This window comes from Clostridium sp. AF32-12BH, from assembly GCF_003477935.1.
Lineage (GTDB): Bacteria > Bacillota > Clostridia > Lachnospirales > Lachnospiraceae > Brotaphodocola.
This window is the reverse complement of record NZ_QUEH01000009.1, coordinates 1-21,697: the sequence shown is the minus strand read 5'-3', so window position 1 is coordinate 21,697 and position 21,697 is coordinate 1. Positions and strand designations below refer to the sequence as shown.

The 21,697-nt window shown below is 45.6% G+C and carries 37 protein-coding genes, 1 tRNA gene and 1 pseudogene; all 39 read left to right on the top strand.

The features are described from left to right. The first annotated feature begins 81 nt into the window (after positions 1-81). The 39 genes and pseudogenes from DWZ40_RS19570 to DWZ40_RS10155 all read left to right on the top strand — a co-directional run bounded on the left by DWZ40_RS19570 (position 82) and on the right by DWZ40_RS10155 (position 21,614). A complete protein-coding gene (locus DWZ40_RS19570; RefSeq protein ID WP_182431713.1) occupies positions 82-246 on the top strand; it encodes a hypothetical protein in 165 nt (54 codons plus the stop codon). Further along, on the top strand, positions 246-509 hold the full coding sequence (locus DWZ40_RS10340) for a hypothetical protein (RefSeq protein ID WP_118542974.1): 264 nt from the start codon (positions 246-248) through the stop codon (positions 507-509). Before DWZ40_RS19570 ends, DWZ40_RS10340 begins: the two co-directional genes overlap by 1 nt. Then, positions 484-738: a DNA-binding protein gene (locus DWZ40_RS10335; RefSeq protein WP_243035305.1), complete on the top strand. Its 255-nt coding sequence runs from the start codon at positions 484-486 to the stop codon at positions 736-738. Before DWZ40_RS10340 ends, DWZ40_RS10335 begins: the two co-directional genes overlap by 26 nt. Before the next feature lie 82 nt (positions 739-820). Further along, positions 821-1,027, top strand: coding sequence for a hypothetical protein (locus DWZ40_RS10330; RefSeq protein WP_207664507.1), 207 nt, complete (start codon positions 821-823; stop codon positions 1,025-1,027). Positions 1,028-1,251: 224 nt separating this feature from the next. Next, positions 1,252-1,626, top strand: coding sequence for an RNase H family protein (locus DWZ40_RS10325; RefSeq protein ID WP_118542971.1), 375 nt, complete (start codon positions 1,252-1,254; stop codon positions 1,624-1,626). Further along, positions 1,623-2,180, top strand: coding sequence for a hypothetical protein (locus DWZ40_RS10320; protein WP_147354183.1), 558 nt, complete (start codon positions 1,623-1,625; stop codon positions 2,178-2,180). The genes DWZ40_RS10325 and DWZ40_RS10320 overlap by 4 nt, the downstream gene beginning before the upstream one ends. Position 2,181: 1 nt before the next feature. Further along, positions 2,182-2,460 (top strand): hypothetical protein, encoded by a 279-nt coding sequence (locus DWZ40_RS10315; RefSeq protein ID WP_118542969.1) that lies wholly within the window; start codon positions 2,182-2,184, stop codon positions 2,458-2,460. Positions 2,461-2,713: 253 nt separating this feature from the next. Further along, entirely contained in the window at positions 2,714-2,962 is a 249-nt protein-coding gene (locus tag DWZ40_RS10305) for a hypothetical protein (RefSeq protein ID WP_118542967.1), read from the top strand. Between the two features lie 2 nt (positions 2,963-2,964). Then, entirely contained in the window at positions 2,965-3,204 is a 240-nt protein-coding gene (locus DWZ40_RS10300) for a hypothetical protein (protein ID WP_118542966.1), read from the top strand. Beyond that, a complete protein-coding gene (locus DWZ40_RS10295; RefSeq protein WP_118542965.1) occupies positions 3,185-3,589 on the top strand; it encodes a sigma factor-like helix-turn-helix DNA-binding protein in 405 nt (134 codons plus the stop codon). Before DWZ40_RS10300 ends, DWZ40_RS10295 begins: the two co-directional genes overlap by 20 nt. Positions 3,590-3,610: 21 nt before the next feature. Then, positions 3,611-3,853, top strand: coding sequence for a hypothetical protein (locus DWZ40_RS10290; RefSeq protein ID WP_118542964.1), 243 nt, complete (start codon positions 3,611-3,613; stop codon positions 3,851-3,853). 23 nt (positions 3,854-3,876) lie between these two features. After that, positions 3,877-4,758 (top strand): ATP-binding protein, encoded by an 882-nt coding sequence (locus DWZ40_RS10285; protein ID WP_118542963.1) that lies wholly within the window; start codon positions 3,877-3,879, stop codon positions 4,756-4,758. 32 nt (positions 4,759-4,790) lie between these two features. Next, entirely contained in the window at positions 4,791-4,979 is a 189-nt protein-coding gene (locus DWZ40_RS10280; protein ID WP_118542962.1) for a hypothetical protein, read from the top strand. Between the two features lie 353 nt (positions 4,980-5,332). Continuing rightward, positions 5,333-5,683: a hypothetical protein gene (locus tag DWZ40_RS10275; RefSeq protein ID WP_118542961.1), complete on the top strand. Its 351-nt coding sequence runs from the start codon at positions 5,333-5,335 to the stop codon at positions 5,681-5,683. 14 nt (positions 5,684-5,697) lie between these two features. Beyond that, positions 5,698-6,204, top strand: coding sequence for a class I SAM-dependent methyltransferase (locus DWZ40_RS10270; RefSeq protein ID WP_118542960.1), 507 nt, complete (start codon positions 5,698-5,700; stop codon positions 6,202-6,204). A gap of 80 nt (positions 6,205-6,284) precedes the next feature. Beyond that, the gene (locus tag DWZ40_RS10265; protein ID WP_118542959.1) at positions 6,285-7,118 is read left to right on the top strand and encodes a hypothetical protein; all 834 of its coding nucleotides are present in this window, start codon (positions 6,285-6,287) and stop codon (positions 7,116-7,118) included. Positions 7,119-7,147: 29 nt separating this feature from the next. Beyond that, complete coding sequence (locus tag DWZ40_RS10260; RefSeq protein ID WP_118542958.1) at positions 7,148-7,516, top strand: hypothetical protein; 369 nt, start codon at positions 7,148-7,150, stop codon at positions 7,514-7,516. 217 nt (positions 7,517-7,733) lie between these two features. Beyond that, positions 7,734-7,809, top strand: a tRNA-Ile gene (locus tag DWZ40_RS10255). 162 nt (positions 7,810-7,971) lie between these two features. Further along, the gene (locus DWZ40_RS10250; RefSeq protein ID WP_118542957.1) at positions 7,972-9,009 is read left to right on the top strand and encodes a tyrosine-type recombinase/integrase; all 1,038 of its coding nucleotides are present in this window, start codon (positions 7,972-7,974) and stop codon (positions 9,007-9,009) included. 233 nt (positions 9,010-9,242) lie between these two features. Beyond that, positions 9,243-9,827: a hypothetical protein gene (locus DWZ40_RS10245; protein ID WP_147354182.1), complete on the top strand. Its 585-nt coding sequence runs from the start codon at positions 9,243-9,245 to the stop codon at positions 9,825-9,827. Between the two features lie 2 nt (positions 9,828-9,829). After that, positions 9,830-10,066, top strand: a complete 237-nt coding sequence (locus tag DWZ40_RS10240) for a hypothetical protein (protein ID WP_118542955.1) — start codon at positions 9,830-9,832, stop codon at positions 10,064-10,066. Positions 10,067-10,267: 201 nt separating this feature from the next. Further along, positions 10,268-10,795, top strand: coding sequence for a helix-turn-helix domain-containing protein (locus tag DWZ40_RS10235; RefSeq protein WP_207664506.1), 528 nt, complete (start codon positions 10,268-10,270; stop codon positions 10,793-10,795). Continuing rightward, positions 10,770-12,260, top strand: coding sequence for a phage terminase large subunit (locus DWZ40_RS10230; protein ID WP_118542953.1), 1,491 nt, complete (start codon positions 10,770-10,772; stop codon positions 12,258-12,260). The genes DWZ40_RS10235 and DWZ40_RS10230 overlap by 26 nt, the downstream gene beginning before the upstream one ends. Positions 12,261-12,268: 8 nt before the next feature. Then, the gene (locus DWZ40_RS10225; RefSeq protein WP_118542952.1) at positions 12,269-14,119 is read left to right on the top strand and encodes a hypothetical protein; all 1,851 of its coding nucleotides are present in this window, start codon (positions 12,269-12,271) and stop codon (positions 14,117-14,119) included. Further along, positions 14,116-14,421: a ribosomal-processing cysteine protease Prp gene (locus tag DWZ40_RS10220; RefSeq protein ID WP_118542951.1), complete on the top strand. Its 306-nt coding sequence runs from the start codon at positions 14,116-14,118 to the stop codon at positions 14,419-14,421. The genes DWZ40_RS10225 and DWZ40_RS10220 overlap by 4 nt, the downstream gene beginning before the upstream one ends. A 108-nt stretch (positions 14,422-14,529) precedes the next feature. Then, positions 14,530-15,396, top strand: a complete 867-nt coding sequence (locus DWZ40_RS10215; RefSeq protein WP_118542950.1) for a hypothetical protein — start codon at positions 14,530-14,532, stop codon at positions 15,394-15,396. An 8-nt stretch (positions 15,397-15,404) separates the two neighbouring features. Beyond that, positions 15,405-16,418, top strand: a complete 1,014-nt coding sequence (locus tag DWZ40_RS10210) for a N4-gp56 family major capsid protein (RefSeq protein ID WP_243035304.1) — start codon at positions 15,405-15,407, stop codon at positions 16,416-16,418. 10 nt (positions 16,419-16,428) lie between these two features. Then, positions 16,429-16,713, top strand: a complete 285-nt coding sequence (locus DWZ40_RS10205) for a hypothetical protein (RefSeq protein WP_243035303.1) — start codon at positions 16,429-16,431, stop codon at positions 16,711-16,713. 13 nt (positions 16,714-16,726) lie between these two features. Further along, positions 16,727-18,121, top strand: a complete 1,395-nt coding sequence (locus tag DWZ40_RS10200) for an H-type lectin domain-containing protein (protein WP_118542949.1) — start codon at positions 16,727-16,729, stop codon at positions 18,119-18,121. 123 nt (positions 18,122-18,244) lie between these two features. After that, positions 18,245-18,466 carry a hypothetical protein gene (locus tag DWZ40_RS19820; RefSeq protein ID WP_207664505.1) on the top strand — a complete coding sequence of 74 codons (222 nt, stop codon included), beginning with the start codon at positions 18,245-18,247 and terminating at the stop codon, positions 18,464-18,466. Then, positions 18,453-18,881, top strand: a complete 429-nt coding sequence (locus DWZ40_RS10190; RefSeq protein WP_118542947.1) for a hypothetical protein — start codon at positions 18,453-18,455, stop codon at positions 18,879-18,881. Before DWZ40_RS19820 ends, DWZ40_RS10190 begins: the two co-directional genes overlap by 14 nt. After that, positions 18,881-18,988 (top strand): CD1375 family protein, encoded by a 108-nt coding sequence (locus tag DWZ40_RS10185; protein WP_118542946.1) that lies wholly within the window; start codon positions 18,881-18,883, stop codon positions 18,986-18,988. The genes DWZ40_RS10190 and DWZ40_RS10185 overlap by 1 nt, the downstream gene beginning before the upstream one ends. A gap of 22 nt (positions 18,989-19,010) precedes the next feature. Then, complete coding sequence (locus DWZ40_RS10180) at positions 19,011-19,214, top strand: hypothetical protein (RefSeq protein ID WP_118542945.1); 204 nt, start codon at positions 19,011-19,013, stop codon at positions 19,212-19,214. 9 nt (positions 19,215-19,223) lie between these two features. Beyond that, on the top strand, positions 19,224-19,571 hold the full coding sequence (locus tag DWZ40_RS10175) for a hypothetical protein (RefSeq protein ID WP_243025744.1): 348 nt from the start codon (positions 19,224-19,226) through the stop codon (positions 19,569-19,571). A 3-nt stretch (positions 19,572-19,574) separates the two neighbouring features. Next, on the top strand, positions 19,575-19,844 hold the full coding sequence (locus DWZ40_RS10170; protein WP_347560069.1) for a phage holin family protein: 270 nt from the start codon (positions 19,575-19,577) through the stop codon (positions 19,842-19,844). Positions 19,845-19,960: 116 nt separating this feature from the next. Further along, positions 19,961-20,284 (top strand): DUF4406 domain-containing protein, encoded by a 324-nt coding sequence (locus DWZ40_RS10165; protein WP_118542944.1) that lies wholly within the window; start codon positions 19,961-19,963, stop codon positions 20,282-20,284. Between the two features lie 13 nt (positions 20,285-20,297). Next, positions 20,298-20,807 (top strand): DUF2829 domain-containing protein, encoded by a 510-nt coding sequence (locus DWZ40_RS10160; protein WP_118542943.1) that lies wholly within the window; start codon positions 20,298-20,300, stop codon positions 20,805-20,807. Positions 20,808-20,819: 12 nt separating this feature from the next. Further along, positions 20,820-20,996 (top strand): annotated as a pseudogene (locus tag DWZ40_RS20455) (M15 family metallopeptidase); the annotation flags it as partial. A gap of 60 nt (positions 20,997-21,056) precedes the next feature. Continuing rightward, positions 21,057-21,614 (top strand): M15 family metallopeptidase, encoded by a 558-nt coding sequence (locus DWZ40_RS10155; RefSeq protein WP_347560073.1) that lies wholly within the window; start codon positions 21,057-21,059, stop codon positions 21,612-21,614. Positions 21,615-21,697 lie beyond the last annotated feature (83 nt).

Below are 21,697 nucleotides of genomic sequence, written 5' to 3'. Positions count from 1 at the left end.
AAAATCACCTCCGACAGAATTTTATTACATTATACAGCCGGAGACGGTGGCAAACAACAATAAGAAGAAAGGAGAACCAGTATGGAGAACAGAACCGTAGGAAAAGACATCCGGATGAAGGATGCAGAGAAACTGATGAGATACCTGAAAAGTCTTCCGGAGGAACAACGTGGTGACGTGGTAATGGCGTCCTACTATTTCGCGCAGGGCGTGGCAGCAGGAAGCATGAAGAGAGGAGAATCATAATGAAAAGAAATGGTATTGAGATGGTTCTGGTGGAAAGAGAGAGAGCAGAGGTTTTAATTAAGATGCTGCACAAGAACATTCCACGCTGTGGATTTTTAAGCGCGTGTAATGAGTACCGCGGTCAGATTCAGGCACTGCAGTTTTTGGGGCTGATGGAAGACTATGAGGTGGATCAGCTGAATACGGCAATTGCGACCAGAGAGAGCGAACTGTTACTGGAAGAGAGGAGAAAGAACCTTGGTACCGAGAATGAGAACGATTGATCAATGCGCTGAGTTGTTTAAACAGCAGGATCCGGACACGAAGGTGAACAAGACTTTCATCAGAACCATGGTTCTGGAAAATAAGATTCCACACGTTATGTGCGGAAATAAGTATCTGATTAACCTGGATAAACTGATTGAATACTTTTCCGGAGTGGAAGAGAAGTCGGAACCGAAGCCGGAATCGAAACAGGAGAAGCGGGTAAAAATCCGCAGGATGATCGTATGATGAAAGGAGAGTGGATAAAGTGCAAAATGTGCGGCTTAAAGTGGAACGTCTCTACCTTGTGCGAGTACAAGGCGGAGTACATATGCCCGAAGTGTCGCTTGCGCTTAAGGTGGGCAAGAAAAGGCTGAGTAACCGGCTGATAGCTACGGCTGTAACCTTTGGCTTCTGGCTGTTTATCGTGTGCCTGGGCTTTTGTTGGAGAGGGTATTTAGATTTAAAAATGGAAACCTTGTTGTCGATGCTGTTATGGGTATTTGTTTATAGCATACTGGAGGAAGTGAGAGAATGACAAAGAAAAGAAGATACTACACAGTGTGTGAGCACTGTGGAGCAATTCTGGATCCGGAAGAGAAGTGCGACTGTCAGAAAATCAGAACATACGAAGAGCAGCACGGGATCCCGTTGCTCCATAAAAAAATCCGATGTTCATAGCGACCAGAACATCGGATTTAAGAGGTGTGTCTTCTTATCAAGACTGATGTAAGTATATCACAGCATCAAGCGAGGTGCAACATGAAAAGTAGTGTGAGAATAGAAATCCATGGAAACCGGGAACAGTACTGGGGCTGCCTGCGGTTTAAGGATAAAAATGGAAAAGAATATGAGCGCCAGGTATTCGGGAAACGGGAGGGCAGTGTGAAGAGCAACACGCTGCAGGCCCTGATTGAATGCCTGAAACGTATGAACCGCCCCTGTATGATTGATGTATACACAAAAATGGATGAGATCATAGAGCCATTTAAACAGGGTTGGATCAATAATTGGGAGAAAAGCGGTTGGACCAATGCAAAGGGACGGCGTGTGCAGAATGCCGATCAGTGGCAGGAGGTGCAAGAACTTTTAGCTGGTCATTCGAAAAGATTTATAAAGATGGAGGGAAAACAGTGAGAATGAATATGAAACGGTCGAATGGGATGGTCGATCAGAAAGCCCATAAATTTCGTATGGACGGAATGGCAATGGCGCTGAGAATAGTAGAGGAGCGGGGCGTGGAAGGGCTGCGTGAAGAGGTGAAGACGCGCAATGCCATGTTCATCCCGCTGGAAGTAACCAGAAAGTCCGTGGAAGATTTGAATGATTTTCTGGGCAACCGGATCCTAAACACTTACAGAACGGAAATGCTGTTTACGCTCAATCAGAAGTTTGGATTCGGTCCAAAGAGACTTTTGAAATTTTATGAAGAGTTTGGTCATACGGTCGATATGATCCAATGCCTGGATCCATTTGGAAAACCGTATGAAAAAATGTCTGAGCATGCGGAAATCGTGAACCAGAAAATAGGAAATATTCTTGACGTTGATGAGATCAAGCGAATTGAAAAAGAAAATGCAGAGGGAAAGAAACGCCTGATCGAATACGAGTATTTATTGGACTTCCTGCATCGCAAGGGTTTTGACGAGGCTGCGGAATGCCTCAAAACGGCAGCAGAATGGGAGGGCTGACATGGCAAAAAGTATTTTACAGAAGGATAAAGAGTGTTTCCTCTGTCCGTGCCTGCGGAACCTGGAACAGCATCATATTTTTGGTGGGGCAAACCGGAAATGGTCAGAGAAATACGGCTTGAAGGTGTGGCTTTGCCCACGCTGCCACCGGGACCAGAAACAGGGGGTCCATGGAAATAAAGAAATCATGGAGATCATGCACCGGACCGGGCAGCAAGCATTTGAGAAGACCCACACCAGAGAAGATTTTATGAAAATATTTGGCAGGAATTATTTATAGGTAATGCGCCATTAGGCATTACATAGATGTATTTTCATTGCGGTAATGTGTCACGACATGCCGGTACTGCCCCCGCTGACTTTGCGGCGGGGGAGAAAGAAGGAAAAATGAAAGAGTATATGTGTGAGTATTGCGGGAAGGTCATATCTGGTGAACATGTTATGATCAAGACGCAGCGAGGAACAGAATTGCACATTTGCAAGGGATGTATCGAAAAGGAGCGCCACCAGAGAGAAGCGCAGAAGGAGAAACCATGAAATTAAAAGATGCGCATCGTATAGTAAAAAAGATGGCCGCTCAGGCAGACAAGAAAGAGCGCACAGCGCTCAAGATCGCATGTGCATGTATGGAGAAAAGCATGCCGAAAGAGGCGAGATGCACCGAGCTTCCGGAAACGTTGAGAAAATTGAAGCCGGTCATGTATTGCCGGTCATGCAACACCTGGGTGATACCGGGAGAAGATCGTTATTGTCATGTGTGCGGTCAGAGGGTGAGGTGGTGAGAGTGGATAAAACATGGGTAATCGTAGTATTGGTGCTGTACTGTCTCACTGCAGTATTTTTTTTCGGATACCTTCACGGAATTGCGGGGGAAAACAAGAAAGTAACGGCAATAGACTGCATAGCGTGTGTCTGCTGGCCGATCATGATTGCGGTATTGATGGTTGGAATTGTTTTTGTAATTGGATTGCAGGCCGGGAAAGATATAAAAGAGGGCGCACAGGATGAAAGAGAGAAAAAATAGCACAGAGAAAATTGTGTTGCAGTTGTACATGGAAGGAAAGTCGGTGGCTGATATTGCTGACAAAATCGGAAAGACAGAATCAACCGTGTATACATATTTGAGCAGAAATGGCAAGCCGCAGAGATCCAAGAACCGGGCGCAGGGAATCAGCACATGGAGAATCGCACAGGCCCGTAACAAAGCCCGGGAAGGAAGTCGGATCCGTGTAAAGAGCGTGAAAACGCTGATGTTTGGAGATGGTAATATTAAGCTTGGCAGCGTGCCGGTTATGGCGAGGGTGTTGTCAAAGGCGAGCAAGTATTTTTGTCTGGTAGAGTTGCCGGGTGGCACCAGGGAGTGCATCCTGTGGACGGATATGGTCGGCGAGAGCATGGACCGGTATTAAACGAAGAGTCGGAGGACGAAGATGAACGGGAGACAGAAAAAGAAGAAATTCAGAAAATTCATATTAGCATACGAGGGATATCGGAAAAGAAGAGAAGAGGCGAGAAGAGAAAATATAGAGTGGAGAAAAGACTCTAGAAAAATACGCATAAGCTTTTGGTACGGTCAGAAATATAGCTGGCCAAACCGATACCGCAATAAAACTGTTTGCAGAAAACATCTTGAATTAACTACGAACGGGCTGGCAGAACGGTGGCTATATTAAGATTTGATGGAGGTAATGTAATAATGGGTATGGATGAACACATGCTTTTATGTATCCGTGCATTAGCTGAAAATAGAATACAAGACGCAAAGAATGAAGCAATACGCTGTTGCATCAACGATAACACAAAAAAGAATGCTTCAAGGACGGATTACTACAAAAAACTGTTGGAAAATGGAAGTGTGAATCTGTTTGAAGTCCCTATGAATCTTAAAGGACTGATTAATATGCAGGATGTGTCGGACTTTAAAGAGGACAGATACTATCTTGGACATCAGCAGGCTGAACTCTTTCGTAAGATCGAAGCTGGTGTAAGAACAACCACAAAGATGCTGGAATACGGAATCCCCTATACTAACAGCACTCTTATTTACGGGGACCCAGGAACAGGCAAGACAGAATTTGCCAAATATGTAGCGTTTAAACTTGGATTGCCGTATGCGTATCTGAATTTTTCGTATTTGATTGATTCCCACTTGGGACAGACTGCAAGGAATCTGAGCCGTATATTTGATTACTGCAAAGGTCAGAAATGTGTACTGATGCTGGATGAAGTGGATTGCATTGGACTGGAACGTGGAAATGATACTGGTGCAGATGGAGAACTCGGCAGGACCACGATAGCGTTAATGCAGGCTTTGGATGGATTGGTAGATGGTCAGATCGTTATTGCTGCCACAAATAGATGCGACAGACTGGACAAGGCTTTGCTTCGGAGATTTCGACAACAGGTAGAGTTTTGCTGTTTTGATAAAAATGAAAGACTCGCCATGATTGAAACGTATATGAATAGCGTGGAACCATCATTTCTTACGGATGATATAAGGCGGTATTCAGAAGAAAAACATACACAGGCAGAAACCGCGAAATATCTTATTGAAAAAATAGTCGAAAAAGTTAAGTAAAACTGAAATTAAGATTAAGAGTTGGAGATTGTATGAAAGTAAAAGAGTTTTTGAGAGTGTATAGCGGTGATAACCAGGTTAGAATTTATGATGCATTTGATTTTAAATCACATCAATTTACTCATGTGAGCGAAGCAATTAAAGAATTTGGTTATTATACAGTAAAAGAATGGAATGTGATTGATGATATTTTGTTAATCACTATTAGCTCACAATTTTAAGATTTAACTTTCAAAGGGGATGATTCTATAAAGAAAGCTGAAAAACTAGAAATTATCAAATGGTATATAAAACATAATATCAATATTGCAAAATCAATAGATGTGAACGCTATAGATAATCTAAAAGAACTTGAAGAAATTGTTAGAACAAATAAAAATGTTTTTGAAAAAGTATCCAGATGTTATCAATGTACATCTGACGGAAAGAGTTTTTGTAATAGATGTGCTAATTGTATAGAATGGCATTGGGATTCGGACATTCCAGATGATGAATGTGTAGATAATTATAGATTTAGATATCAATATTGGAAGATGTTTTATGGTATTGAGAATTAAGATTGGAGGTATCAGGTATGGGAATTGCTTTAAGAAATAAGCCGGTCTCTGAAATGAGCATGAGTGAACTGGCATATAACGATTGTTATATTAAAGACCGGCAGGCAATGTACAGAGATTACGATACAGATATGTCGGCTAGAGATCTGATCAGAGCGATCTATGAGGCCAGGTACAAAGATATGCCTACAGAATTTTGGGAGGATGATGAGTCGTTTGATGAGATCATGTTGGACAACCTGCAGTATGGGGTTGATACATTTGAGGGTATCATGGCTATACTTTATCAGCAGATCTGGTCAAAGGCAGAGATGCGGGAGGTGTTGCTGAAAATATCAGAAATCTATGATATTACGGCGTTTATTTAAGATTTGGAGAAGAAATGGAAAACTTAGAAGGAAAAAAGATTTTGGACGTCACATGCGGTTCAAAAACCATTTGGTTTGACAAGGACAATCCGGCAGCATTGTTTTGCGACAAGCGTTGCGTAGACCTTGTTGGTATTTGGAAGTCTGGAAATAGCAAAGGAAGACGTACATGTATGGTATCTCCAGATGTGCAGTGTGATTTTACATCTCTACCTTTCCCGGATGATACATTTCCGCTGGTTGTCTTTGACCCGCCGCATTTAAAAGATGCCGGGGAGACGGCGTGGATGACAAAAAAGTACGGTAAACTCGACGAGAATTGGCCGCAAATGATACACGATGGATTCCAGGAGTGTATGAGAGTGCTGAAAGAGGATGGGGTGTTGATATTCAAGTGGTCCGAATGTCAGATTCCAGCGAAAGAAGTGTGGGATGCGATAGGCCAGAAGCCATTGTTTGGTCATCGGAGCGGAAAAGCATCAAAGACATTTTGGGGCTGTTATATGAAGGGCGTGAAATGATTCAAAACTGAAATAAACGAAAGGAGTAAGGAGATTTTTGGTCGACCATATAAAATTGCAATTTTACTCCAAAGGCAGATATGAAAATATTAAGTTGCGGCGCTGGAATGCAGAGCACGGCGCTTGCATTGATGGCATGTGAAAATGCGGTATCGCTAGGTAAGTTCCCATTGGTTCCGGTGTATGATCTAGTTGCTTTTTGCGATCTCGGAAAAGAGCCACCGTGGGTTATGGACCAGGTGAAATTTATCGAAAATGCATGTAATGCTGTCAGAATTCCATTTGTCATCTTGCAGTCGCCGCTTTATAAAGATTACATTAACAACTTTGGGAAAAACCGAGTTGTATCGGTTCCGTTTTGGACAGTGGATTCTAGCGGAAAAAAGGGAAAAATGATGCGAAATTGCACGATGGATTATAAGATTAACATTATACAAAACTATGTGCGATGGACCATCCTTGGGTACAAAAAAGGCGAAAGAACTAAAACAGAGGATATCAAAGCTCACGAAATGCACATTGGGTTTTCAACAGAAGAAAAACAGCGATGTAAAGAAAATCCGCATAAGATGTTTGTCAATAAGTTCCCACTGATTGATATGGGCTTAGAAAGAAAAGATAACTACGCTTACATACGAGATATATGGGGACTTGAAACAAAAGCAAGTGCATGCACGTTTTGCCCGTTTCACAGAAATTATTTTTTCCAGCATATAAAAGAAAATCACAAAGAACAGTATGAGGACTTAGTCGAGTTCGATGAAATGTTGGAAAGGGAGCAGCCTAATACGAAGATTCGCAGCAAGCTTTATATATCTAGATCCAGAAAGCGTATAGCGGATTTGCTTCCGGAAGAATGCCAGGATGCAGAATGTTTTTTATACAGAGGCGAGCAGGTGTGGAATGGGTTTTAAACAAAAATGAAATTTGGAGGTAATGAGATATGAAGATATTAAAGGAAAAAGAAAAGGAATACAGAAAATTATGCAACAAATACAATGAACACGATGATCCTTGGAGTTATGCGTTATTATCGTACGCAGAACGTTGGGCGGAGATGATGGAATCAGGATTGGAAAATGCAGACGATCCAATGAAATATTTAAGGGAGAATGCCGGCAGATTATCAAAAGAAGCAGATCAAGAAGATATAGATATGTCAATACCTGTGCGCATATATGTCATCGAAGGGATACTTTCTAAGTATTGGGAATACGGAAAGTTGCTATGGAAATGGTACTACGAACAATTTACACGTGATGATAAAGGAAAAGTAATTATACGTTATTTAGAGCAGTATAAAGAAGAATAAAGAACGTACGATCTTCGCTGCCAAAGTATAATCTAATCAACGTACTTACTGACAGGGCTTTACAAGGATGGGCAAAAAGAAAAGTGGCCTTAGCTCTGGGAAAAGCTAAGGCCTGGGTTTATGAGTCCTCGTTGAGGACAAGTACATAATACCTAATGTCAGAAAAATATACAATAAGAGAAAATCGCAAAAATCGACAAAATACAGCAAGAAATCAGGGAGCTTAACTCAGCAGGTTAGAGAGACGGCCTTATAAGCCGTGTCTGGCGAGGGTTCGAATCCCTCAGCTTCTATTATCATGAAACAAGGGGGGAGATGCCAATGAACTTAAAAGAAGATAAGTCAGGAAACAAGAAAAGCGATACACCAACCGGTCAAAGTCATGTGTATCGCATCTACGCTTAAGGATATTATATCACAGATTGCATCCTTAAGCAACAATGGGAGGTAAATCTATGAATAATCAGAATATTAAGACAACAGTGATTGATAACGTGATTGTTATGATGTCAAACTATATGACACCGGATATGCTGCAGATTCTGGAGAAGACCATGATCGATGAGTTGGCTGACGTAAAGCTGGAACGGCTCAATACGCTGCCTATGGAAATGAAGGATAGCGTGGACAGCCAGAACCAATATATCATAAAACTCTTCTTATATAAGAAGAAAAATTTAAAAGATGCCACGAAATACGGTTACTTAATGGCGGTAAAGCGTCTGATCACGTTGGTGTATAAACCGCTGACGCAGGTGGACGAAATGGATATATACCGATATTTGGATTGGTACGAGAACAAAAACATGAAAGAGACAGGAAAAAAGAATCAGGCATCTACAATTAATAACGAACGTAGGTTCTTGTCAGCATTTTACTCATGGATGCGTAAAGAGAAAATGATTCCGGACAATCCGGTGGATGCTGTGGAACCGCTTAAGATAGCAAGAAAGCCGATTGATTATTACACAGAAGAGGAAATGGCAATGCTGCGTGACGGCTGCGCGTCCCTCCGAGATAGGGCAATCATCGAAGTCTTTCGTTCCAGCGGCGCCAGAGTAGGGGAGATTGTGGCTATAACTGTGGATATGGTAGACTGGGCGACCGGTGACATCATGATCTGCGGAGAAAAGGGCGACAGATATCGTCCGATTTATCTTGACGGTGAGGCACGTTATCATCTTAAAAAATATTTGGAATCCAGAACAGATGCGGACCCGCACTTGTTTGTGTCAAAAAAGGCGCCGAACAAACCTTTAACGACGAGTGCAATCCGCAGGGAAATGAAAGTGATAGCGGGTAGGGTTGGTGTGACATGCAGGGTTTATCCACATAAGATGCGTAAGACACTTGGTATGGACCTGAAAAATCATGGCGTAGATATCGGCACAATCCAGGAGATCCTTGGGCATGCCGGACCGCAGGTAACTGCAATGTATTATGCTCAGTCGACGCCGGAGACTCTCCGGACGGCACGTAAACGGGCAGCTTAAAACGAGCGGGGGAAGGACCCGCCTGAAACTTGATTTAGCAATTAACTTTAGACGGGCAGGAACAAAAAATGTACATGAAGCGGACAATAAAGTATGGGAACAGGATAGAAATCCGAAAGTACCATACATTCCGCTGTCCTGGAAAAGGGGAGCGGTCACGGGGGGAACGTAAGCAACCAACCAAGGAGCAAATGGCAGCAGCCAACGAACGGAGGGCTGCGAAAAAACTGAAAATGCTGCTAATCGAAAATTTTGATGCTGGGGACTGGCATTTGGTCCTGACGTACGCGAAGGAAAAGAGACCGGATGCAGCAGGGTGCCGCAAGGTACTGAGAAAATTTTTTGAAAAGTGCAGGAGAATTTATAAAGCAGCAAGAATTGAACTGAGATATGTCATGGTGACAGAGTGGGAGGGCAAAGCAATCCATCACCACATTGTGATCAGTGACATACCGGGAATTCATCATGTACTGCAGGATGTCTGGAAAGAGGGCGGGATTCATTTAACACCGCTCTTCCAGAACCATGAATTTGATGCACTTGCGGAGTACCTGACAAAAGAAACGAAGAAAACATTCCACCGGTCGGACAGTCCGATGAAGCAGCGATGGACCTGCAGCAGAAATTTGAGGCGGCCAGAAGTACATACAGAACAAGTAAAAGCTGGATCATGGAGAGAAGAACCGTCCGTACCGAAGAGTCTGGAAGTGCAGGGATATGTGCTTGACAAAACATCTGTGGTGACAGATGTAGATGCCATGGGCTACCCATTTCAGGAATACACCATGGTCCGGTATGAGAAAGAGAGGAGGCGATGACCATGCCGAGACATCATCAATGCCTGTGCCCGTTTTATGAATGCCACTCCCGCAAGGGGCGGGCACAGGCCACGATCACATGTGAAAACGTCATGAAAAACGATGGGTTTGGAGTGAAGAACCAGCTGTTATTTGCCTCATATCTGGATGAAAAGGCATACTATGAGATGTTTTGCATGGATACATACCAGGAATGCCCGTACTACCAGTTTATCAAAAAAGAGAAATACAATGAGTGACCGGACATTCGGACACTTTTTTGCGTGCGCACATGCGCGTGCGTGCGCGTGGAATGAAGAGAGACCGTGAGGCGCTCTCTATTTTGCGTGGAAAAATCATACAAAACCGTACAACAACCTCGGCATAAAGCCGGGGCTTTTTGCTGTGCAAACAAAAATCTCCCGTTGTTGTTATACTCACCAGAAAAGGCAGGTGAGAAGGTGGCAAGACAAAGATGGGAGGAGTGGGCGAACGATGAGAACCGGATAGCAGTACTCCAGGCATGGGCCAGGGCAGGGCTCAGTGACGAGAAGATAGCGAAAAATATTGGAATCAGCAGATCTACGCTGAACGAATGGAAGAAAAAACACCAGTCGATTAGGGAAGCCATGAAGACTGGAAAAGAGATAGCAAACCGGCAAGTGGAAAACGCTCTGTTCAGGCTGACACAGGGCGGGACCGTAAAAGTGAGAAAATTGTTTAAACTCAAAAAGACCCAGTACGACAACGACGGGAAAAAGATGTCGGAGGAAGAATATTTGGAAACCGGTGAAGAAGATGTGTATATCGAGCCGGATTTTAAGGCAATCTCATTCTGGCTGCGGAATAAGATGCCGGAAGAGTGGCGGGATAAGATCTTGGACAATCAGCAGGACGAAGGAGCGCAGGAGAATCTTATCATACTAACACCACGGCAGGTCAGTCAGATGAAAGAGGAAATCAATGGCAGTCAGAACGAAAAAAACTAATCAGGGAGCGGGTTTGCCAGATGCCAGAAAGGTTTTGTGGTGCCCACAGCCAAAACAACAGGAGATGATGAGCCGACCGGAGTATGAAGCATTGTACGGCGGGGCAGCAGGAGGCGGGAAAAGCGACTATCTGGTAGTGGAGGCCCTGCGTCAAGTGAACAACCGGTTTTACCGCGGCATCATATTTCGTCGCGAATATACGCAGCTGGTGGACTTAATTGACCGGTCCAGAGAACTTTATAAAGCGGCATACCCGCGGGCAAGATACAACGAGTCAGGACATGCCTGGAAGTTTCCGAGCGGCGCAAAGATCTATTTTGCAGCCATGCAGCACGAAGAGGACCGGCTGAAATACCAGGGCCGACACTTTGATTTTATCGGATTCGACGAGCTGACTCATTTTACAGAGCGGCAATATACATACCTGTTTTCCAGAGCCAGACCGTCCGGTCCAGGAACAGAGGTGTATGTAAGAGCAACTGCAAACCCAGGAGGCATTGGACATGCCTGGGTAAAGAGCAGATTTGTGTCAATCGCGACACCTGGAACGAGAATTGTGACGGATGTTGTGATCCATGATCCGAAAGGAAAAGAAATCAGACTATCAAAAGACAGAGTTTTTATACCAAGTAGCGTATTCGACAACCCTGCGCTCTTAGAAAATGACCCAGGGTATTTGGCGAGCTTGGCAATCATGCCGGAGGCTGAGAAGAATGCGTTGTTGTATGGAGATTGGGATTCATTCGAAGGACAGGTGTTCACTGAATGGAAGAATGATCCAGAAAATTATGATACGAGGCAGTGGACCCATGTTATTGACCCGTTCAAGATTCCATCAGGTTGGGAGGTTGTGCGTGGATATGACTTCGGTTACAAAAAACCGTTCTCGGTCGGCTGGTATGCGATTGACTACTCGGGGACTATATACCGTATTCGGGAACTTTACGGATGTGTAGAGGGATCGCCGAACGTAGGAACGGAAATGGAGCCGACAGAACAGGCTCAGATGATACGGCAGATTGAAGAGACAGACGAAAATCTGAAAGGTAGGAAGATATCCGGCATAGCGGATCCGTCTATATTTGACCGGTCGAGGGGAAAGTCAGTCGCTGATATGATGGCTGAGAATGGTGTTTACTGGTCCGGCGGAGACAACCATCGTATAGCAGGGAAAATGCAATATCATTACCGATTGGCATTCGATGAGAGCGGGCTGCCGAAATTCTATGTATTCAATACCTGCAAGAATTTCATCCGGACAATCCCCAATCTTGTGTACGATGAGAAAAATGTGGAGGACATTGACACAACACAGGAAGATCACATTTACGATGAATGCCGGTATGTGCTGATGGATCACCCGATACCAATGCGCAGAAACGCAAAGAAAGAGCCGCCGCTGGAAGACCCATTGGATCTTTACGCGAGCGAACGAAAGAGTGCACACAGAGTAATCAGAATTTAGGAGGAGCCATGATTGGAGAAAATGAAGTCAGAAAGGCTTATGAAACATACAAGAAATACAGGGATGGTCTTACAGCCTTTCAGGAGCGTGTGATTAATGCGGAGGAGTGGTGGAAGAACAACCATTGGGAACGCTTCCAGTCCGGACAGACGGACAATATTCGCCCAACGAGCGCATGGTTATTTAACTCGCTCATCAATAAACACGCAGACTATATAGACAACTACCCAATGCCAGCTATATTGCCGCGGGAACAGTCAGATGAGGAAACAGCGAAACTCCTTTCAGAGGTAGTGCCGACAATCCTGGAAATGAATGGTTTTGCAAAAACCTATAACGCTGCATGCTGGGACAAGCCGAAGATTGGTACTGCGGTGTATGCCGTTACCTGGAACCCGGAAAAAGAAAACGGACTTGGTGATGTCGATGTGAGCAATGTGGATGTATTAAATGTCACGTGGCAGCCTGGTGTAGAGGACATACAGAAGTCCAGGAATATTTTTATCACCGAAGTGGTGGATGCAGATTTGCTGAAAGAACAGTACCCTCAGTACGCTGAAAAGATCCAGGCAGGAAACCTGGTTGACCGGCCGAAGTACCTGTACGAGGAAAACATGGACACCACCGACAAGGTGATAGTGTTTGACTGGTATTACAAACACTCCGTGCAGACGGAGTCCGGCGGCAGCAGGACAATCTTGCATTATTGTAAATTCGTGGATGACTGCGTGCTGTATGCAACGGAAAACGATGAGAAGTATGCGCAGACAGGCTGGTACAACCACGGGAAATATCCATTTGTCTTTGACGTCCAGTTTCCGGAAAAGGGATCCCCAGCAGGATTCGGATATCTGGATGTAATGGTAAATCCACAGGAGTACATTGACCGCTTGGACCAGGTGATTTTAAAAGGTGCACTCATGAGCAAACCACGATATTTTGTTACAGGTTCGGCAAACGTGAATGAGGATGAGTTTACAGATCTTGAAAAGGACATTGTGCATTTGGCAGGAAATGATGTATCAGATCAGAGCATCCGTCAGATCGAACCGCCTGTCATTTCGGATGTGGTGTTCACTCAGCGTGATGCAAAGGTAAACGAGCTGAAGGAAACAAGTGGAAACCGTGATTTTTCTCAGGGTTCTACAAGTTCCGGAGTAACTGCGGCATCCGCGATAGCAGCCCTGCAGGAGGCAGGGAGCAAACTGTCCAGAGACATGATAAAAGGGACTTATACAGCATACCAGGAGATCGTAGAGCTGACCGTGGAGCTTATCAGGCAGTTTTATGATCTTCCGCGCTGCTACCGAATCACAAGACCGAATGGAACAGCGGAATATGTGCAGCTGACGAATGAGGCTATGCAGGATCAGGTAACTACGGATATATCCGGCGAGTTATCCATTCGCCGCCCTGTATATGATATCAAGATATCTGCGCAAAAGGCATCACCTTATTCAAGGATTGCTCAAAATGAGCTGGCAAAAGAACTATATGGGCTTGGCCTCTTTAATCCGCAATATTCAGATCAGGCGCTTGCGGTCATGAAAATGATGGACTTTGACCGGAAAGATGAGGTCATGCAGACAATTGAGCGAAACGGTACTATGTATCAGCAGCTTATGCAGATGCAGCAGGCCATGGCACAAATGGCTGATCTGATTGCTAAAACAACGGGAGATACCTCTATTTTAGCAGCATTACAGCAGCAGGGCATAGGACCGGCAGAAACCGAAATTACACCTTCGGTGGGTGGACAGGTTGAGACGGATCAGCTTGGAAGAGCAGTGGCAACAGACAATTCCCAGTCTGGAAAGGCGAGACAGAAAGTGAATGATTCAACTGAGGTGAAAGCATGATTACTGCAAAACTGGAAAAAGATTCCAAAAAAATAAAGCTATCCATTACTGGTCATGCAATGTATAACCCGGGAAACGACATTGTGTGTTCTGCGGCTTCTGTGTTGGGACAGGCCGCGGTGACAATGGTTGGAAATATGAAAGGGGTATACTCAGAAGCCAATATGGGACCTGGGAACCTTGAAATGACAGTGTTTGGAGATACAGAGAAAATCATGGACCGACTTGCGGTTATGACAACAGGATTTCAGATGCTGTCAACAGCATATCCGGAATATGTGGAATTTGACTGTCAAGAGTAGATTTAATGCTGTGCAAACAAAAACACTTGACATGTGATACTGTCATATCAGGCACTCGGGAAAGACCGTGAATTAGGACACTCGGGAGAGACCGAAGAGGGAGGCACTATGGAACTGAAATTGAATCTGAGAATGTTTGATGGAGAAGGTGCTGCAGGTGCAGCGGGAACCGGAGGGGCAGAAGGAACTGCCGGAACGGAAAACGCAGCGGCAACAGAAGGGGCAGCAGGCGAAAATCAGAGCACAGAGCCGGAAGAAACGCCGGAGGAACGTCAGGCTAAGTACAAAGAATTTAAAGAAAAATACAAGGACCTGTACGGAGCGGACGTGAAAAAGCAGATTGACCGCCGGTTTGCACCGATGAACCGGATGCAGGAGCAACTGGACGCACACGAACCTTTGATGCAGATGTTATCGGCAAGATACGGCACAGATGCAACGGATGTAAAGGGGATCATGGCTGCAATAGAGGCAGATGACGCCTATTACGAACAGAAAGCATTGGAAGCAGGAATGCCGGTAGAGCAATATAAGGAGTTTGTTCGGCTCAAAGCAGAAAATAAAGCATTTGAAGAAGCTCAAAACCGCGCTGAAAATCTCAGGCAGGAACAGGACACATGGAGACGCTGGGACGAAGAAGCGGAAAAGTGCAAATCCTTATATCCGGATTTCGACATCCGGACAGAAATTAGTACCAATAAAGACTTTGTACGCATGCTTGGGGCAGGCTGCGATGTGACCACCGCATACCAGGCAGCGCATTTTAATGACATTACACAGAGTCTAATCGCCAGATCGGAAAAAGAGACCAAGAAACGCGCAGCAGAAACCGTGAGATCAGGAGCGTCAAGACCGGTGGAGGGCGCATCCGGCAGCAGTCAGGCAGCAAAAGGTCAGCGAAACATTGCGGCCATGTCAAGAGCTGAATTTGAAGAGTTCCGGAGAAAGGTCCTGAGTGGCGAAGAGACGCTATAAGGAGGACTATGTTAGAGATGATTATGTATCCGCTTGATCTGCGGATGTTTGATGATGTAACGAATACAACCGGTAGCACAACACTGGCTGCGGAGCTGAAAACTTTTTATGACAAAAACCTGTTACGAAGTGCAGAACCGCTTCTGGTGCATGATAGATGGGCGCAGAAGCGTGATATCCCGAAGAACAGCGGCAAGAAGATCGAGTTTCGTAAGTTTTCTCAGCTTCCGAAAGCATTAACTCCGCTGACTGAGGGCGTAACTCCGGATGGCCAGAGTTTAACTGTAAATAAGATCGAGGCTGAGGTAAAGCAGTATGGCGGGTTCGTGAGAACTACCGACGTACTGTCGATGACCACTATCGACAACATCATCGTAGAAGCAACGGACGAGATCGGAGGGCAGGCAGGAAGAACTCTGGATACTATCTCCAGGGAGGTTATGAATGCTGGAACCAATGTGCAGTATGCGGAGGGTCAGGTGTCCAGCAGGGCAGCTTTAACTTCTGAGCATAAGCTCACAGTAAAGGCAGTAAAAATGGCTGTAAGAACCTTAAAGAAACAGAATGCATCCAAAATTGACGGTGCGTACTGGGCAATCATCCATCCGGATATTGCATTCGATCTTACCGAGGACCCGAATTGGGTAGAAGCTCATAAGTATGCAAAACCGGAGGAAATCTATGAGGGAGAGATTGGAAAGATTGCAGGCGTGAGATTTATCGAATCAACAGAGGCAAAAATTTTTGCAAAGGCCGGTGGTGCAAAGTCAAGTACTGACAGCACAAAGATCGATGTTTATTCCACCCTGATTATTGGCGCAAACGCTTATGCAACCACCAAGGTTGAGGGTGGCGGACTCCAGACAATCGTAAAACCGTTAGGTTCTGCGGGCAGTGCCGATCCTCTGAATCAGAGAGCAACCATTGGATGGAAGGCTATGAAGGTAACCGAGATCCTGTCCAATGAGTATATGGTTCGAGTTGAGACCGGATCAAACTTTAGTGATGGAGAAGCAAACTAAGGAGAGAAAAATGAAAAAGAATGAAGCAACGGAAACTGTGGTAGAGGGAAATCTGAAAACCGTGACCGAAGAGAATCTGGAAAATGTGGATGACGGTATGGTCGAGATTCGCCTGTTTAAGGATAACGACAAATATAAAAATCCGCTGTTTGTCGCAGTCAATGGAAAGGCATACATGGTGGAACGTGGAAAACGCGTGAAGGTCCCGAAGGAAGTAGCAGAGGTGATCGAAAACTCTGAAATCCAGTTGGAATATGCGGACAGAGTGATGGAAAACGCAGTACATATAGAATAAAGGAGGGCGCACTATGATCACAGTGAGAAACCGGACACTTATCATCCCAGAAGGAGAGCGAGTTATCGGTACAGACTATGACAGCAATTCAGAAGTGCGCCATTTCAGGGTAGAGCGTGCGCCAGGTGGGGTAGATATATCTCACCTGGCTTTTCGCATTGATCTGATGTACGAAGGTGAAATTTATGACACATGCCTTCTGGAACGTGAAGAAAATGAAGCTGGAATAATCATGACGTGGAATATTGCAGCGTCAAACGTGGCACACGTTGGTACAGTTTGGATCTCGCTTCGTGGTCTCGATGAAAATGGAACCGTAAAATGGGGAACGGATAAGGCACCGGTATATGTAAGAGGATCAGTAAATACTCCGGATAATGTCGGCATAACGGAATTCGAACAATATGAAAAAAAGGTCGAAGATGCGTTAAAGAAAATGGACGAGACAAAATCGGCAGCAGATCAGGCTACGAAAAGAGCAAATGCGGCCGTGCAGGAAGCTGAAAAAAGCATTGAGGGAGCATCGAAGAGTGCAACGAGTGCAGCAGGAATGGCTGATTTATCCGAGGCATGGGCACACGGGAAAACCGGCTACCAAGACAATGATAAGGACAATTCAAAGTATTGGAGCGACCAGTCAAAGAGCCGGGCAGAGGAGGCCAATACAAGCGCGGAAGAGGCAAAAAGTGAAGCTGAACGTGCAGCAGGCTATGCGGAATCAATCAGTCCTTTGGAAGATAAGGGACTATATGTGCCAGAAACAGAATACGGAAAAAACGATCTGGTTAGATATAACAATGATCTTTACAGATGCAAAAAGGATGGGGTAACAAGCATTCCGGCAGAAGGAGATGATTGGAGCCTGTTTTTGCATAGTCCGGCAACACTGAATGATATGACCGGTGCGGATGTGCAGGGATTTTTGGGAAGTGCGGGAGCAACCGGCGTGAATGCACAGCTACTGATCGATGCAATAGCTGATAAGGTAGCAACAAAATTGCTGCTCAAAAGCGATGTAACCAGCCAGATCATAAATGACGCAACAAAGGCAGCCAGTGCAGCAGCCGTGTATGCGATACAGCAGCGGATTGGAACGGGAGATTTGCCGTCCGGGATGAACGATATAATAAGCGGGCTTGTTGCGTTAAATAGTAATATTGAATGCAATAATGTTACGGTGCAAAGTGCGCCAGGAACAATCGTAGATAAAGAAATTACATTTAAAACACCTTTTGATACAGTCCCCAAAGTGATCGTCAGTATCGAATCAGATACTGCCAATTCGAATTATGGTAAGATAACTGCATTTATTAACAATAGATCAAAAACTGGTTTCGTCATCAGACTAGCCAATGCCAGTGAAAATAATTTGACACCTGCATTGACATGGCTTGCTATTGCGAAATGATCATTTTAGCACATTGCAATATAGCATAAACTGACATCACTTACTGGCTTTGCTGAAGGAAACGAATTTCGAATATATCCGGTAAATCCAGTTGTAGATATATTGTCCACCTGTGATAAAAAAATGTCACCATTTGTCCGCAAGGTAAACGTTATTGTTGGAACGGCACTAAATGCCTTGTCAAATGTGACAGTAAACATTACTTCGGCACCACTCGCCAAATTATTTGTTGACGCAAAAACTGGCTTGACAGCCGGTTTAAATTGTATTTCCTTTGCATTTAGTACTGTTAAATTACTATTTCGAGACCATTTTAAGAAAGGAGAATTCAATGGAAAAAATTAAATTTTTGAATAAAACTTATGAATTGGTAGCGAATGGCTACCAGCTGCAGCAGGATGGCGGTCGCACCATCTTCCAGCCGGGAGAGCAGACCTTCGAAGAAATCGAGGCTGCGGTATCTGCAGCAACATCGATCATGCTTCTGGAGGAGACAGGAGCGCCGCTGGCATCCCGCACTGATCTGGTGTATGCCGGCCGACTCACCAAGCAGAAAGACTATGTAATCAGAACCGAAAAGGAAGAGACTGGCACTGATGAAGACGGCAATCCAGTATACACCTACAAGGATGTAACGGGCACCGTGATGATCGCCGAATTTCGCCTTCCGGATCTACGCGAAGCATACAAGTCGCTGGAGGAAGAGGTCACCAACACCCAGATGGCGCTTGTGGAGCTATATGAAGGAGGCGAGGCATAATGGCAAGAGTATATGCAGATTTGGTCCGAAAGGGCAGAATTGCTCTCGATGCTGTACCAAAAAAACTTAGAGCAGATGTTGAAAACATTTTAAACGGTGCCACCTGATAGTTGGCAGAAAGGACTACATATGAGTATCAAACACAGAACCGAAACCCCGAACATCCCTTACGGCCCGGCTACCGGAGTACTGACTCCGGAACCGCGCAATGAGGTATTAAGCACAGGCCCGGACCACGAGTACCGCAAGGACAGCACACCTGGAACTGCCGATCATGCAGAGCCGAGGCATGTGCAGGGCGGTCCCGGGCACAAGGAGTGCGATCACGAGTAAAGGAGATTTATGATGGTAGCACTGATATTTCAGTACATAGCCGCACATTGGATAGAATGGCTGTTTGCGGCTATCTCTGGAGCTCTATTCGCGGCATATCGCGGTTTGTCGAAACGCTTAAAGACTGAAGTGGTAAAGAACCAGGCTATTAACGCTGCAGTACTGGCCCTGCTCCATGATCGCCTTTACCAGGCGTGTCAGTTTTACATAAGCCGCGGATACTGTACGGTGGGAGACCGGGATAACCTGGAGTACATGTTCAAACCGTACAAAGCTTTGGGTGGCAATGGAACTGGAGAGGAACTTTATAACAGATGTCTGGCCCTGGAATATGGGCCAGCAGAAAGAGAGGATTAAGATATGATGGATTTTGGCATTGCCAGCGTAGCGGCAATTACGGTGGTTTGTTATCTGGGAGGCATGGCTTGTAAGGCATCTGCCAAGGTTAATGACGAAGTCATCCCGGTGGTATGCGGAGTGACCGGCGGTATCCTGGGCGTAGTTGGTATGTATGTGATGCCGGACTTTCCTGCAGCGGATGTGATCAACGCGGCAGCAATCGGCATTGTGTCCGGCCTGGCGGCAACAGGCGTGCATCAGGTTGTAAAGCAGGCATCCAAAAGTGCGTAGAAGGAGGTGATCCGGATATCTCCCGCTGGCTGCCCGGGTGATGGCTGCCATTGCGACGTCGCAACAGGGCGGTTTCGTGCCGCCCTTACACATAATAAAGAAGAGAGGACAAATCGATGATGAAAGCAATGTTATCTCAGCCGATGGCTGGAAAAAGTGAAGAAGAAATCAAAGTAACCAGAGAAAAGGCAATTAAAGCACTGGAAGCAAAAGGATATGAGGTCGTAAACACTTTATTTACCGATGAGTGGTACAATAATGAGCGCATGAAGGAGCGTGGTGTGGTACAGATTCCGCTTTGCTTCCTGGCAAAAAACCTTGAAAAAATGTCCATGTGTCACGCAGTTTACTTTTGCAAGGGTTGGGAACAGACGAGAGGATGCAGGTTAGAGCATGATGCAGCAGTAGCATATGGTCTGACTGTCATTTACGAAGAGTAGGAGGGAGTATTTCATGAATTTTACAGAAGCATTTAAAGCCATGAAACAGGGTGCAAAGGTAAAACTTCCAGGCTGGGGAGGATACTGGTACTGGGATCCGGAGAAGGAAACAATCATGATTCAGTGCAGACCACAGGATTCTGATAAGGGCGAGCTCCTGGATATCAGGGAAACGCAGCGTGTTGAATACACCATGCTGAACATGCAATCGGACGAGTGGGTGATTGCTGATGAAAGTAACTGTCCGGTACTTGGCGGCATTGCTGCATTTTCATTTGCAGATGCCATCCGGTATCTTAAACGAGGATTGAAGGTGGCACGACAGGGATGGAATGGGAAAAAACAATATATCCAGTTAGCAACAGCAATCTCCTACAAAGCGGCTGACGGTGAGATTGTAAATTGCAATCACGAAGCTATCGGAAACAAAGCAATCGCGTTTGTTGGAACTAGTGGCGTACAGATGGGATGGCTTGCATCACAGGCTGATATGTTGGCAGACGACTGGATGTTTGCAGAGTAAAGGAGTGATACCATGAGAGACATTTCGCTTTGTCACCCGCGCCTTCAGCGCATTGCATCCGCCTGGATGAAAGCCTGCGCCACCGAGGGCATCACCGTAGCCATCAGCGAAACCCTCCGTACCGCCGCAGAGCAGGATGCTCTTTATGCTCAGGGCCGCACCAAGCCTGGTAACATCGTAACCAACGCCAAGGGCAGCAGCTACCGCTCGCAGCACCAGTGGGGCATTGCCTTTGACTTCTACCTCAAGATGGACATCGATGGGGATGGCAAGATCTCCGACGATGCATACAACGACAGCCAGGGGCACTTCCGGCACGCGGCAGAGATCGGCAAGAAACTTGGTCTTGCCTGGGGCGGTGACTGGAAGAGCATCGTGGACAAGCCACACCTTTATCTGCCGGACTGGGGCAGCACACCTACCGTGCTGATTCAGAAGTACGGTACGCCAGAAGAGTTTATGGCTACCTGGGTGCCGGAACAGGTTAAGACCGGATGGCAGCAGGAGGACGGCGGCTGGCGCTTTTACTTCCGGGATGGCAGTGGCAAGCATGTGGTCAACGCCTGGTACCAGGCTGAGGGTAAGTGGTACTGGTTTGATGGCGCCGGCATGATGGTCCATGACACCTGGTACCGCTACAGTGGTGACTGGTATTATCTTGGATCTGATGGCGCTATGGCCAAGGGCCTGCAGACTGTTAACGGCAAGTGGTATTACCTGGATGATGCTGGCCGGATGGCCACGGAGCCGGTAACTCTCACGCCGGATCAGGACGGGGCGCTGCAGTATCCAGATATTATAGTGTAAATGAGAAAAGGTCGGAAATACTTCCGGCCTTTTTTACGTTAATAGTAATATTGATATTGTTTTGGAAGCAGAAAATAATGTTA